The 11,981-nt window shown below is 52.0% G+C and carries 15 protein-coding genes; 13 read left to right on the top strand and 2 right to left on the bottom strand.

The genetic code is table 11. The features are described 5' to 3' along the window. The first annotated feature begins 77 nt into the window (after positions 1-77). The 4 genes from WG68_RS14060 to WG68_RS14045 all read left to right on the top strand — a co-directional run bounded on the left by WG68_RS14060 (position 78) and on the right by WG68_RS14045 (position 2,476). Positions 78-353: a hypothetical protein gene (locus WG68_RS14060; protein ID WP_046558346.1), complete on the top strand. Its 276-nt coding sequence runs from the start codon at positions 78-80 to the stop codon at positions 351-353. 78 nt (positions 354-431) lie between these two features. Then, entirely contained in the window at positions 432-845 is a 414-nt protein-coding gene (locus WG68_RS14055) for an HvfA family oxazolone/thioamide-modified RiPP metallophore (protein WP_046558345.1), read from the top strand. A gap of 15 nt (positions 846-860) precedes the next feature. Continuing rightward, a complete protein-coding gene (locus WG68_RS14050; RefSeq protein WP_046558344.1) occupies positions 861-1,703 on the top strand; it encodes an HvfB family MNIO-type RiPP peptide maturase in 843 nt (280 codons plus the stop codon). After that, the gene (locus tag WG68_RS14045; protein ID WP_046558343.1) at positions 1,700-2,476 is read left to right on the top strand and encodes an HvfC family RiPP maturation protein; all 777 of its coding nucleotides are present in this window, start codon (positions 1,700-1,702) and stop codon (positions 2,474-2,476) included. The genes WG68_RS14050 and WG68_RS14045 overlap by 4 nt, the downstream gene beginning before the upstream one ends. Positions 2,477-2,559: 83 nt before the next feature. Here WG68_RS14045 and WG68_RS14040 read toward each other — a convergent pair whose 3' ends face one another. Continuing rightward, positions 2,560-3,261, bottom strand: a complete 702-nt coding sequence (locus WG68_RS14040) for a cytochrome c biogenesis CcdA family protein (protein ID WP_046558342.1) — start codon at positions 3,259-3,261, stop codon at positions 2,560-2,562. Positions 3,262-3,263: 2 nt separating this feature from the next. Beyond that, the gene (locus WG68_RS14035) at positions 3,264-3,695 is read right to left on the bottom strand and encodes a thioredoxin family protein (protein WP_046558341.1); all 432 of its coding nucleotides are present in this window, start codon (positions 3,693-3,695) and stop codon (positions 3,264-3,266) included. A gap of 346 nt (positions 3,696-4,041) precedes the next feature. Between WG68_RS14035 and WG68_RS19585 the strand changes: the two genes are divergently transcribed. The 9 genes from WG68_RS19585 (at position 4,042) to WG68_RS13995 (ending at position 11,981) form a co-directional block, all read left to right on the top strand. Next, on the top strand, positions 4,042-4,371 hold the full coding sequence (locus tag WG68_RS19585; protein WP_152663120.1) for a hypothetical protein: 330 nt from the start codon (positions 4,042-4,044) through the stop codon (positions 4,369-4,371). A gap of 102 nt (positions 4,372-4,473) precedes the next feature. Next, on the top strand, positions 4,474-4,815 hold the full coding sequence (locus tag WG68_RS14030; RefSeq protein WP_046558340.1) for a hypothetical protein: 342 nt from the start codon (positions 4,474-4,476) through the stop codon (positions 4,813-4,815). Further along, positions 4,815-6,239: a TolC family protein gene (locus tag WG68_RS14025; protein ID WP_046558339.1), complete on the top strand. Its 1,425-nt coding sequence runs from the start codon at positions 4,815-4,817 to the stop codon at positions 6,237-6,239. The genes WG68_RS14030 and WG68_RS14025 overlap by 1 nt, the downstream gene beginning before the upstream one ends. 10 nt (positions 6,240-6,249) lie before the next feature. Then, a complete protein-coding gene (locus tag WG68_RS14020) occupies positions 6,250-7,665 on the top strand; it encodes a multicopper oxidase family protein (RefSeq protein ID WP_046558338.1) in 1,416 nt (471 codons plus the stop codon). Positions 7,666-7,679: 14 nt separating this feature from the next. Further along, positions 7,680-8,027: a copper-binding protein gene (locus WG68_RS14015; protein WP_046558337.1), complete on the top strand. Its 348-nt coding sequence runs from the start codon at positions 7,680-7,682 to the stop codon at positions 8,025-8,027. A 33-nt stretch (positions 8,028-8,060) separates the two neighbouring features. Next, a complete protein-coding gene (locus tag WG68_RS19200) occupies positions 8,061-8,855 on the top strand; it encodes a copper resistance protein CopC (RefSeq protein ID WP_052749111.1) in 795 nt (264 codons plus the stop codon). 47 nt (positions 8,856-8,902) lie between these two features. Further along, on the top strand, positions 8,903-9,766 hold the full coding sequence (locus tag WG68_RS14005) for a CopD family protein (RefSeq protein WP_046558336.1): 864 nt from the start codon (positions 8,903-8,905) through the stop codon (positions 9,764-9,766). Positions 9,767-10,002: 236 nt separating this feature from the next. Continuing rightward, on the top strand, positions 10,003-11,430 hold the full coding sequence (locus tag WG68_RS14000) for an ethylbenzene dehydrogenase-related protein (RefSeq protein WP_052749110.1): 1,428 nt from the start codon (positions 10,003-10,005) through the stop codon (positions 11,428-11,430). Continuing rightward, entirely contained in the window at positions 11,430-11,981 is a 552-nt protein-coding gene (locus tag WG68_RS13995; protein ID WP_046558335.1) for a DUF2231 domain-containing protein, read from the top strand. Before WG68_RS14000 ends, WG68_RS13995 begins: the two co-directional genes overlap by 1 nt.

Here is an 11,981-nt window from a genome sequence, read left to right as displayed (position 1 = left end):
CAGCACGCCGGTTAAAGAATCCGGCAATGGCGCCGATACAAGCTTAGCAACAGAAATCAACATCAGTCGAGGCCAGTATGAACGAACAAAATTGTCTGCAGAAAATCCGTAACCTCGGTGTTCGTTTACAGGAACTGGAATTAGTGCAACTGGAGCCGGGTAAATCCTACGCTGCCACGGCCCTTAATTTCTTATTCGCCGACCATGGTGCGCAGCGCCCGGCAGGTGCCCCACTCGATCATACATTGCGAGCCCTTGGCGAGGCGATAGTAGCCAATCGCAAGGTGCGCTTCAGCCAGCTTGATCCAGACAGCGTTATCGATTTTTTCTGTCGTTTTTACCGGGTGCATTGAAATCAGCACAATTTTGAAATACCTTTGCTGGTGGGCAGGTCTTATAACTGACTCTGACAACCACAAAGGTAACACACCATGAAAACTCTGAACAAAACCCAACTTTCTTTCGCCCTTGGCGCTATGGCATTAGGCTCTGTAGCCTCTGGCGCTGTCCAGGCCGATACCAACCCTTTTGCTGCTGCTGAACTGAGTATGGCGTATCAGCTTACTGCCACTGAAGGTAAATGTGGTGAAGGTAAGTGTGGCGCTGACAAGGCAAAAGATAAAGCTAAAGATAAGGCAGCAGACAAAGCCAAAGAAATGAAGTGCGGTGAAGGAAAGTGCGGTGCTGATAAGGCGAAAGCCAGCGACAAAGCCAAAGAAATGAAGTGTGGCGAGGGCAAATGCGGTGCCGATAAAGCCAGCAAAATGAAAGACGATGCCAAAGCCAAAGCAGAAGACAAAGCCAAAGAAATGAAGTGCGGTGAAGGCAAGTGTGGTGCGGCTTAAGCTGTGACACCAGCAATGACATTAACCGGTGCCGGCCTTGGCCTGCGCCGGGAAATGCTGCCAGAGCTGCTGGCCAGCACAAATCTGGCCATTGATTTTTTTGAGGTGGCACCGGAAAACTGGCTGCCTTATGGCGGCAAACTGGCCAGCCAGTTTCAGGCGCTAACCGAGCGTCACGCCTTTGCCTGCCATGGCTTATCGCTATCTATCGGCAGCCCGGACCCACTGGATATCGATTTTGTAAAACAGTTAAAGCCGTTTTTCAAACAGCACCAGATCAAGCTATACAGTGAGCATCTTAGCTATTGCTCTGCTGGCGGCCATTTATACGATTTAATGCCGATCCCCTTTACTGAAGAAGCCGTTAACTACGTGGCAGCCAGAGTACGCACCGTACAAGACATTCTGGAGCAGCCACTGGTGCTGGAAAACGTGTCGTATTATGCTGCGCCCGGCCAGCAAATGAGTGAGCTGGACTTTATCTGCGCCGTGCTTGAGCAAGCCAATTGCCAGCTGTTACTCGACGTCAACAATGTCTATGTTAATTCCATAAATCATGGTTATAACGCCCTGGCTTTTTTGCAGGCACTGCCAACCGAGCGCATCGCTTATTACCATGTGGCCGGCCACTACCAGCAAGCACCAGACTTATTAATCGACACCCATGGCGCCGATATTCCAAGCCCGGTGTGGCAGTTACTGCAACAGGCTTACCAGCAGCATGGAGTAAAGCCTACCCTGTATGAGCGGGATTTCAATATACCATCGCTAAGCAGCCTGCAACACGAGCTGGCCACTATCAGAACGCTGCAGCAGCAAGCGCAAAACGCCAAGGCTGGCAACAGGCCTGTGCTATGAAGCAGCAGAGCGCTGACTTTCAGCAGCTACAGCAGCAATTTGCCGCTTATATTCGTAACCCGCAACATAATGCACCGCCGCCGGGTATCGAACCACGCCGGCTAAACGTCTATCGTGAGCTGTTCTTTAATAATGTAAAAGGCTTTCTCGACACCGCTTTTCCGGTATTAAAAACCCTGTACAGCGACCGCAACTGGACCGCCCTGGCCCAGCAATTTTTCAGCCGCTACGCCTGCCATAGCCCCTACTTTCTGCACATAGCCGAACAGTTTGTGGCCTTTTTACAAGACTACCAGCCAACAGCCGACGACCCGGCTTTTTTAGCTGAGCTGGCCCATTATGAATGGGCCGAGTTGTATATTGCGACGCTGGTGCCCAGTCAGGCGCCATCGCTTGCGCCTGTGCAGCTAACCGGCGCAGCGCTGGATAGCACCAGGCTAAAGCTGTCTGAACTGGCCATGCTCTGTGCTTATCAGTACCCGGTACAACAAATTAGGGTTGATTTTCAGCCGACTGAGCCTGCGCAACCGGTGTTTTTTCTGTTATATCGCAACATCGATGACGAGGTAAAATTTGTACAACTTAGCCAGGCGACCTTATTACTACTAAACCACCTGGCTGAACAGCCAGGCCTGACCTTGCCTCAACTTATTCGCGCTATTAGCAAACAATTGCCGGGTTTAACTGAGCAACAGTTACAGCAGGGCGCCCTGCCCCTGCTGCAGGATCTCGCCAATAAAGGTGCTATCTGCGGTTGTTCAGAATCAAACTGAAGACTTGGCTGCACGCCATCTAGGCTTTGTTAAACGTTTGCCGTGCCAGGCGACAACTATTGCCGCCTGAACAGCTCAGCAAATTAAATCACTGTTACCCAATCCGGCAAAAACTCAATAGCCCAGATTTCCAGCACCTTATCAAAGCCGCTGAATATCATCAGTGCAATCAGCAACAATGCATAGCCTAGCAGCAGGCGGCCTATTTTACCGGAGGCACGTAAGGTATTTAGCTTAGCTCCTGCAGCATAACCTAAGGCCACTAAAGGCAGGGCCGTGCCTAAACCAAAGGCCAGCATTACCGTAAACGACATCAGCATGCTATCACCGGTAGAGGCCAGTGCTATGGCAGCACCGAGTGTCGGGCCAACACAAGGCAGCCACACCAGGCCCAGTGAGCCACCAATCACAAACTGAAAGGCAGGGCTGTCGGAAGAGTCTGCTACCTGGCCGCCCGAAGGTAAGCGGCTGGTGAGCCGTGACAGCAGTAGCGTAAACTGCTGATTTAGCCAGGGCACTACTAACACCATACCCATCAGCAGCATAAAGCCTGCGGCGAAGGTGCGCATCACATCGGGAGATAAACCGGCGCTAAGTAACAGGTAAGTGAGTAAGGAGCCGCCCAGGGCAAAGGTCAGGGCCAGGCCTGCGGCTAAAAACCAGACGCCGGTTTTAGAAGCCCGCATCGCTGAGGCTGTAACAGCCGGGATCATCGGTAACACGCAAGGCGACAGCAGGCTAAGTAAGCCTGCTAATAACGCCAGTGGAATGGCGGTAAATTCCATAATCAGTTCGCGCCAGTGTCGTGTTTTTGCAGCTCAGCAAAAATCGTTTTTTGCTTGGTTTGCGCCACACTAAACCACAGCTGCTCGTAACCACGGTACAGCGCCAGCGTAGATTGGCGTGGTGCTTTAAAATGGGTAACCCAGTCTTTCTGGCTGTCAAAATCTACCTGCAACACCTGAATGTCACTGTTGGGGTTGGCCGCAAAGTAGTCGTTCAGTACGCCGTGCTGGCGACGGCAGGTTGGGCACCAGGGCGCATACACATCAATCAGCACCAGACGGTTTTCAGCTTTTGCCTGTTGATACAATTCTGCGGTAAAGGCGTGTTTATGCTTTTCTAAATGCTCGTTGCTGGCATTGGCTGGATTAAAAATAAATAAGGCAGCAGCTAACAGCACCACAGCAGCAATCACTACAGTAATAAGGGTTTTCATCAGTATTCCTCTTAAGCTAAGTCAAATGACTGTGCCAGTGTAAAGAGGAATAACAGCCTGAACATCAGCCAAAGCAACGGTGCAATCAACCAAAACACCGGTGTATTTTACTACCCGATTTTCAAAGTGCTTAAGTCGATTACACCGGTGTTTTGGTTAATGCTGATGTTACTCACGCCATCTAGACTGTCAGGATGTTTAACTAAGAGGACCAAGGTATTGAACTCTCAATCGGCCAGGTCTATTATGTATCAGTTTTTACTCTGGATAATGTATGCGTTCAGGCAATTGGTATATCATCGCATTGTGCTTTCTGTTCCTTTTAAAGGCAACGGGCGTCTATGCTATGGTACATTGCCAGACCATGCCACACCATCTCGACACCACTACATCCTCGGATCTGCATGCTACTGTTGATCCGGCTATTCACACCGGTCATCATCAGCATGCGGCGGCCAGCACTTCTGACACTGAAACCATTGCAGAATCAGATGTAAGCCATACCATGGTTGAACCTTGTGAAGCATGCGACCATTGTTGTTCGATACATTGCGCTTCACCGTCGGCATTATTCACAGCCGCAGCCAGTGAATACCACGACAAGGTATTACAACGTACTTACTTCCATACCAGTAGTGTGGTTGTACCGCAAGAACGCCCTCCAAAGTCTGTTTAATCCCAATAGGTTCTAACGATCATTGCGTTAACTAGCGCCCGTGCATTATCACTGGTGTTATGCGCTAAAGCATTTTGCTATTTATTATATTGAGGATTTTTTATGCACTGCAGTAGCACCATAAAACAGCGGGCTGTTGCCGGGCTTTGGCTGCTCAGCCTTACTTTTGCCACGGCTTTGTCAGCAAAAGAATTACCCCTGCCCGCCTCATTGCAGCGTGACACAGTGCTGACCGCGCCACCTTACAAGCCGGTAACCACACCAGCGGCCAGGATACCCGCTGTTAGCAACTGGCTTGAGGTTAATCAGCGGGTCAGTCAGATCGGTGGCTGGATGTTTTATGCCGCAGAGGGCGCAGCGGAGCAATCAGAGCACGCTGAGCAGCCGGAGCAGCCAAAACCCAAGCCGGAACAGCAGCCGCATAACCATAAGGGGCATCAGTAATGGCATGTTCTAAAGCAACAGGCAGCAAACGTCAGACATTAAAACTGACGGCACTGCTGGCGATAGTCAGTACCCTGGCTGGATGCGCAGTCAATCCGGGCCAGCCACTGAGTGAGGTACAGGCTGAAATTGCCGCGATTAACCCGACGCCATTACAGCAAATTGACACTGAGCAGCAACAGCAACAGGCTGATCAGCGTATTCAACAGCTATTAAAGACACCTTTAACGCTGGATAACGCTGTGGCAATAGCGGTACTGAATAACAGGGCAGTCCAAGGCGAGCTGCTGACACTGGGTATATCGGCTGCCCAGTTGCAGCAAGCATCACAACTGCCTAACCCGTCTATCAGCCTGACTCGCAAGGTATCTGATGGCCATTATACTACTGAGCTGGAATTTGGCTTTAATCTGCTGTCATTACTGACCTTGCCTAAAGTCCGTCAGCTGGAAATCAATCAGTTTGAGCAAGTGAAACTGCAGGTCGCGCAGCGGATTGCCGGCATCATTGCTGACACGCATCATGCATACTGGAATGCCGTGGCGGCGCAGGAGTTATTGCATTACACCGAGCAGGTTTACGCCACCACCGCCGCCGGTGCCGAGCTGGCGAAACGGATGTTGCAGGCCGGTAACTTCAGCAAATTAGAATTCTTGCGCGAGCAGAGCCTGCTCACCGAGGTTACGCTTAATTTAGTCAAAGCCAGGCAGTCAGCCTACAGCAGCCAACAAGCGCTACAACGCCAGTTGGGGTTATGGCAGGATTCCGAGCAGTTAATATTGCCGGATCGCTTACCGGAGATCCCAACACAACTGACAGACTGGAGCTACGTCGTGCAAGGTGGGCTTGAGCAGCGGCTGGACGTAAAGCTGGCAAAACTAAAGCTGGAGCACATTGCCCAAGGCGCAGGCTTAACGCGGGCCACTCGTTTTATCAATGCTTTTGAAGTAGAAGTGGGCGCCAATATGCAAGACCGCTCAGAACGCAGCTACAAAGCCGTGTTGGAGTTGCCGCTATTTGACTGGGGCAGCTATCGGCTTAAAAAAGCTGAATATCAATATCAACAAGCTTTTAATCACGCTTTTGCCATAGGGGTGTCGGCACGCTCTGAGTTAAGGCAAAGTTACTTTAACTACCAGTCCAGGTATGAATTAGCACAGCACTACAAAAATGCCATGCTGCCAATACAGCAGCAAATTGCAGAAGAGAATCAGCTGCGTTACAACGGTATGTTTATCAGCGTGTTTGAGCTTATTGCCGACGCTCGTAACCAAATTAATGCCGTAACCGGTTATGTTAATGCCAACCGTGATTTCTGGCTGGCCAGGTCGCAGCTGGATTTCGCCATGATGGGCGTGCCTGTAACGGCAGCCAATACCAGCGAAACGCCATTAATTAACACCAATACGGCAGCCGGCCATTAAGGAGCATGTTATGTTTTCACGTCGTGATTTACTAAAAGGGATCGGCGCCATTACCGCCGGGGTTGGGGTAACGGCGGTCAGCCGTGTAGCCATGGCGGGGCTGCCGGAAGTGGTGAGTCAAACCTCTGCTGACACTATGGCCCCTTTACTGCCGACATCTGGCCGGCCCTATAATCCGGTAGTGACGTTAAATGGCTGGACGCTGCCCTGGCGGATGAACCAGGGTGTAAAGGAGTTTCACCTGGTAGCAGAACCGGTGATCAGAGAAATTGCGCCGGGGATGAAAGCGCACCTATGGGGCTATAACGGCCAGTCACCGGGGCCAACTATTGAAGTGGTCGAAGGTGATAGAGTGAGGATTTTTGTCACCAATAAGCTGCCTGAGCATACTTCCATTCACTGGCACGGCCAGCGTTTACCTAATGGCATGGATGGCGTGGCGGGGCTGAATCAACCTGCTATTCCGGTGGGTAAAACCTATGTTTATGAGTTTGTTGCCAGGCGCCCGGGTACCTTTATGTACCATCCGCATGCGGATGAAATGGTGCAAATGGCCATGGGCATGATGGGTTTTTGGGTAACTCATCCAAAAGATGCACACCCTTATATTGAGCAAGTAGACCGTGATTTTGTGTTTCTGTTGAATGCTTACGACATTGAACCTGGTGCTTATACACCGAAAATTATGACCATGCTGGATTTTAACCTCTGGACCTTTAACAGCCGCGCTTTTCCCGGAATTGATCCGCTGGTGGTGCGTAAAAATGACAAGGTACGCATACGCGTCGGCAACCTAACCATGACCAACCATCCCATTCACCTGCATGGCCATGAATTTACCGTTACCGGCACAGATGGTGGCCCAACGCCTCCGGGCAGTCGCTGGCCTGAAGTGACTACTGATATTGCGGTGGGCCAGATGCGTCAGCTTGAGTTTATCGCAGATGAGGAAGGTGACTGGGCGTTTCACTGCCATAAATCACATCACACAATGAATGCGATGGGCCATGATATTCCAACCATGATCGGGGTGGATCACAGTGGTATGACGAAAAAAATTCAAACCTTAGTACCTGACTATATGGTGATGGGCGAGCGCGGCATGGCCGATATGGCGGAAATGCCCATGCCACTACCAGATAACACCCTGCCGATGATGACCGGCGAAGGACCTTTTGGCTCGGTAGAAATGGGCGGCATGTTTAGTGTGCTTAAAGTCAGAGCAGATCAAGCGCCGAATGACTATACCGATCCGGGTTGGTTTAAGCATCCCGCAGGCACAGTGGCCAGCGAATGGACCGGCGACATGCCGGCGGCAAAACGCTCAGCACAACACGGCGGCCAACTAATGGCGACAGAACAGCCGGTGGCAGCAGAAGTGGAAGTCACAGTACGTAAACCCAAAGCCCATAGTGGGCATAACTAGTAACAGGTGAATTTATGAAATCAATAGCAATGAGTTTATTAGCGTTATCGGTAGCTTTAGCGCTGCCGTCTGCGCTGGCACAGCAGGATCATGCCCAACATCACCCTCAAAGTGATACCGCAGCCGTTACTGATGATATGACCGCAGCAGTAGTGCGCAAACTCGATGTAGAGTACGGCAAAATCACCCTGAAGCATGAACCCATAGCCAGTCTCGGTATGCCAGCAATGACTATGGTATTTCAGATACAGGACAAAGCCTTATTTGACGGTTTAGCGCCGGGCGATAGTGTGCGCGTTAAAGTTGAGAAAGTCGGCAGCGCACTGGTCGTTACCGCCATTGAAAAAATACCGCACCTTTAACGTGCACACAACTGACACTAAGGAATGCAACTGATGAAAAATACCCTACGGCTTCACGCAGCGGCAAAGCGGTTAGCTTTGCTGCTGCTAGTATTGAGCCCGCTTACTGTTCTGGCCCATACCAGCTTAAGCTCTTCTGTTCCGGCAGATAAGCAGACGGTAGTGGCTGCCAGCCAGTTAAGCCTGCAGTTTAGCGGGCCACTGCGCTTGATGAGCCTGACACTAACCGATGCGTCCGGCAAGGACATTGCCCTGAACTTTAAACGTAGCAGTGCCGCGCAAAGCCGGTTTGAGGTGTTGATTGCTGTGCCGCTGCCGGCGGGCGCGTATCAGGCAGCATGGATGGGGATGGGAGAAGATGGCCACCGAATGGAAGGGGCCTTTAGTTTTGTCGTTGACCCCAATGCAGCAGCCACTGACGCCAAAGCGCACTCTGCAAAGACAGCGCTGCACTTTAGCGGTCTGGAACACCCTGCGGCCAAGGCGGTGACGGAGTTTCATGCCGCCCTTAAAGCCGCAGACGCCTCAGCAGTCAAGCGCCTGCTGGCCGAGGATGTGATCATTTTTGAAGGCGGTAGTGTTGAACGCTCCAGAGCGGAATATGAAAGCCATCATATGGCCGCCGATATGGCGTTTCTAAAAGACCTGTCTGTGGCAACCATAGAGCACCACGTGCGGGTACAAGGCGATAGCGCAGTGTCGCTGGCTCGCTCGAAGGTTAGCGGCCAGTTCAAGGACAAATCAATAGATCACACCGGCATGGAAACCATGACCCTGCAACTGCGCGGCGGTAATTGGCAGATCACCCATATTCATTGGTCAAAATAATATACTCAAGGGGGAGGCTTGCTCTCCCTGCAACAAAGGAATAACGCATGGACCTGTACTTGCTACTGACCTGGCTGGCAAAAGTGCTGCTATACCTTGCCACCACAGGCGTGATAGGCGGCTATTTTATCCGCTGGCTCAGCGCCCGGGATGAATCAATACTGCCCTGGTTAGGTGCTTATTGTATCGGCTCAGCCCTGCTCGGCGTTGTAAGTGTGGTACTGGCATTTGGGGTGCAGTTGCTGCTGTTCAGTGGCCAGGGCCTTGCCAGTTTTTATGACTGGGAAATGTACCTTATGTTGCTGGACGGCAATATGGGGTTAAGCTGGGGCCTGGCAGTAGCAGGTTTTGTCAGTTGCTGGCTTGCCGCTACATTTTACTGGCGCGGTAAGTGTTTGCCTGTGCTTATGCTAATAGTGGCTGCCTGTATTCTGTTGTCTTATATTTTTACCGGTCACTTGATCCGCACGCCCTGGTATGGCCAGCTGGCATTAATGTTGCACCTGCTTGGGGTATCTTGCTGGATCGGCTCCTTGCTGCCGCTGTGGCGGATCAGCCATATAGACAACCCTGAGCTAGTCGCCCGGGTAATGACGGATTTTGGCAAAGCAGCCTTGATTTTTGTCAGCCTGTTGCTGCTGATGGGTGTGCTAATGCTGCAAGTGTTGCTGGGCGATGTAAGCCTGCTGTGGCAAACGGCTTATGGCCTGACGTTGTTAGCTAAGTTATGCCTGGTGTTATTACTACTGGGGCTTGGCGCGACCAATAAGTTGTTGCTGGTACCAAGGGTGGCCATGCCCGGTGTGATCAAGCGGCTCAGAACCGTTATTTGTATTGAGATGATAGCTGCTGCGTTGGTGCTGGGGCTAACGGCCTGGGCCACGGTGGTGATTGGCTTAACTCTGTCTTAAGCGGCAAAGCACTAGCAGGGTGGCATCAAGCCACTATCTATACATATTGGAGTATTTGTCCTATACCTATACGTAGTTCACTTCCGGGAGACTAAACAGAGTATGCTAGCTTAGCTCCCTTATTCTGTTTTCGATAGATACCCATTCCTCACCACAGGGGCCTGACGATCAGGCACTAAAAACTCAACTGAGGAAAATCCAAAGTGCAGACCTTATAAATAAGGAAATCAAATTTCATGTCCCGGGCTCACCTGCTGTACATTGCTATTGCTATTTTTATCAGCGTATTGACAGCCTCTTGGTTGATGCATGGCCGGGGGGTTATTCATAACGATACCGCGCGCAATATTTTTATTCCCAAAACGCTCATCATGCCACTGCAACTGCAGGTGGCTTACAACGAGCATGACATCTACTTCCGCTACCAATGGCCAACCGAGCGGCCGCACGTCTACCTGGACATGCTGCGCTATACCGGCGGCGAATGGATCCGGCATGGCAGCAGCCCCGTTGGTGAGCAGCCTGATGGCGTCTATGAAGATCGCGTCAGCATGCTGGTAGACGATGGTGGCGTACCGGAATTTAAGCGCTATGGTGGCTACATTACGGTTGGCGAAAACCACCGTTTTATGAGCCGGGAGGCCAGCGCCACTGAGGTGAGGGAGCATGCTTACCTGGGGCAACAACTTGGCGCCACTGACGTACGCAAGAGCCTGCCGGCCACCCGTACTGATATCAATGACTGGCGCACAGTGGTAGACGATGCAGCTCTGACTCAGCAACGTCAGGTTGGCTATTTTCTTGATCTGTGGCATTGGCGGGCCCATCGTTCCAACCCGCTTAATGTGTCAGACGATGAGTTTGTGGCCGAGTTCCGGCACAGTGATAGTGGCATCGGCCCCTTCTATACCAACTGGGACAGTGGCGCCAACCATCCCAGCCTGATGTTCAACCCGGCAAAAACCGGCTTTCACGCCCTGAACTGGACTGAGGTGACTACCGGACGCCCAGACTTCGATGCGATCTACTATTTAAGTGAATCGATGGCGCTGCCATTTGACAATAGCCTTGCTTGGCAGGAAGGTGACACCCTGCCCCGCCGGGTGCTGCGCTTGCCCTCAGGATCCCGTGGCGACATCCGGGTAGATGGCCAGGCCCGCTGGCAGGACGGCTATTGGCGCGTGACGCTGGTTCGCGCTAAAGACACCGGGGATCCATTGCAGGACAAAGTTTTTAAAGAACAAGGACTGTATGACATCGCCATCGCCGTGCACCGCAATGCAATGGGCAGCCGCTGGCATTATGTGTCCATACCACTGGAAATGGGGCTTGGCCGCGATGCTGAAATCCGCGCCCACAAATTCAGTGGCAGCCAACCCGACTGGACGCAGGTCGACAGCCATACCCTGGAATTGTTTTATCCGGGCCAGGTGAACTGGACTACTTTATTAAGCAAGCAACATGCTGGTGCAGCGCATATGCGGGCGGGCGTACCGGTACGGGTTCGCCACAGTGCAAAACAACTGGCTTATTACGGCGTCGAAGCCGAGTTTCTGGCAGAAATTAAATTGCAGTGGTTGCTGACCCTGTTCGCCGGCTTGCTGCTAATCGCTGCATTTGCACTCGCTCTCAATAATCTGTTATCCAAACAAGGGGAGCGGTAATGGGGCCTTATCATGCTGTAATGTCGCACTTTCCGGTGGCGCTGTGGCTGACGGCAACGCTGGTTATTGTTATCCGTGTTTTTTCAGATCGCCAGTTGGCGCGCAATTTAGGCCGAGTTTTGGTGCCGCTACTGGCACTGGGTGCTGTGACAGGCGCTATCACCTTTGCGCTGGGTTTTCTGGTATGGCCGTACGAAGCGCTATCAGCCTCACCACTGGGTCGTAATCACTTGCTGATGGCAAGCTGGTCGCTGGGCTATTGGACGATGTTGCTGTTTATTGCATGGCGGCACGGCGAGACGCTATGGCACGGGGTATCGCGCTGGATCATACTTGGTTTAGGTATCCTGGGCGCCGACTTACTTGCCATCACCGGCGCACTGGGCGGCCATCTGATCGGCAACCCTACGATGGTTTCAGACGTGCTGCGTTTGCTGGGCTGGGAAGTGTATACCACCTTTTATTTACCGACGACAATGCTGGTCATTATTGGTGCGGCGGTGCTTGCTTTGCTGGCAATCGCGATTCACGGCCGTCGACAGCCTGGCTGA

The sequence above is a fragment of the Arsukibacterium ikkense genome, from assembly GCF_000987775.1.
GTDB classification, from domain to species: domain Bacteria; phylum Pseudomonadota; class Gammaproteobacteria; order Enterobacterales; family Alteromonadaceae; genus Alishewanella; species Alishewanella ikkense.
This window is presented reverse-complemented; position numbering and strand designations above follow the sequence as displayed.

Coding starts and splice junctions, on each gene's coding strand:
- WG68_RS14060 (WP_046558346.1), top strand. CDS start 78: ATGAACGAACAAAATTGTCTGCAGAAAATCCGTAACCTCGGTGTTCGT.
- WG68_RS14055 (WP_046558345.1), top strand. CDS start 432: ATGAAAACTCTGAACAAAACCCAACTTTCTTTCGCCCTTGGCGCTATG.
- WG68_RS14050 (WP_046558344.1), top strand. CDS start 861: ATGACATTAACCGGTGCCGGCCTTGGCCTGCGCCGGGAAATGCTGCCA.
- WG68_RS14045 (WP_046558343.1), top strand. CDS start 1,700: ATGAAGCAGCAGAGCGCTGACTTTCAGCAGCTACAGCAGCAATTTGCC.
- WG68_RS14040 (WP_046558342.1), bottom strand. CDS start 3,261: ATGGAATTTACCGCCATTCCACTGGCGTTATTAGCAGGCTTACTTAGC.
- WG68_RS14035 (WP_046558341.1), bottom strand. CDS start 3,695: ATGAAAACCCTTATTACTGTAGTGATTGCTGCTGTGGTGCTGTTAGCT.
- WG68_RS19585 (WP_152663120.1), top strand. CDS start 4,042: ATGGTACATTGCCAGACCATGCCACACCATCTCGACACCACTACATCC.
- WG68_RS14030 (WP_046558340.1), top strand. CDS start 4,474: ATGCACTGCAGTAGCACCATAAAACAGCGGGCTGTTGCCGGGCTTTGG.
- WG68_RS14025 (WP_046558339.1), top strand. CDS start 4,815: ATGGCATGTTCTAAAGCAACAGGCAGCAAACGTCAGACATTAAAACTG.
- WG68_RS14020 (WP_046558338.1), top strand. CDS start 6,250: ATGTTTTCACGTCGTGATTTACTAAAAGGGATCGGCGCCATTACCGCC.
- WG68_RS14015 (WP_046558337.1), top strand. CDS start 7,680: ATGAAATCAATAGCAATGAGTTTATTAGCGTTATCGGTAGCTTTAGCG.
- WG68_RS19200 (WP_052749111.1), top strand. CDS start 8,061: ATGAAAAATACCCTACGGCTTCACGCAGCGGCAAAGCGGTTAGCTTTG.
- WG68_RS14005 (WP_046558336.1), top strand. CDS start 8,903: ATGGACCTGTACTTGCTACTGACCTGGCTGGCAAAAGTGCTGCTATAC.
- WG68_RS14000 (WP_052749110.1), top strand. CDS start 10,003: ATGTCCCGGGCTCACCTGCTGTACATTGCTATTGCTATTTTTATCAGC.
- WG68_RS13995 (WP_046558335.1), top strand. CDS start 11,430: ATGGGGCCTTATCATGCTGTAATGTCGCACTTTCCGGTGGCGCTGTGG.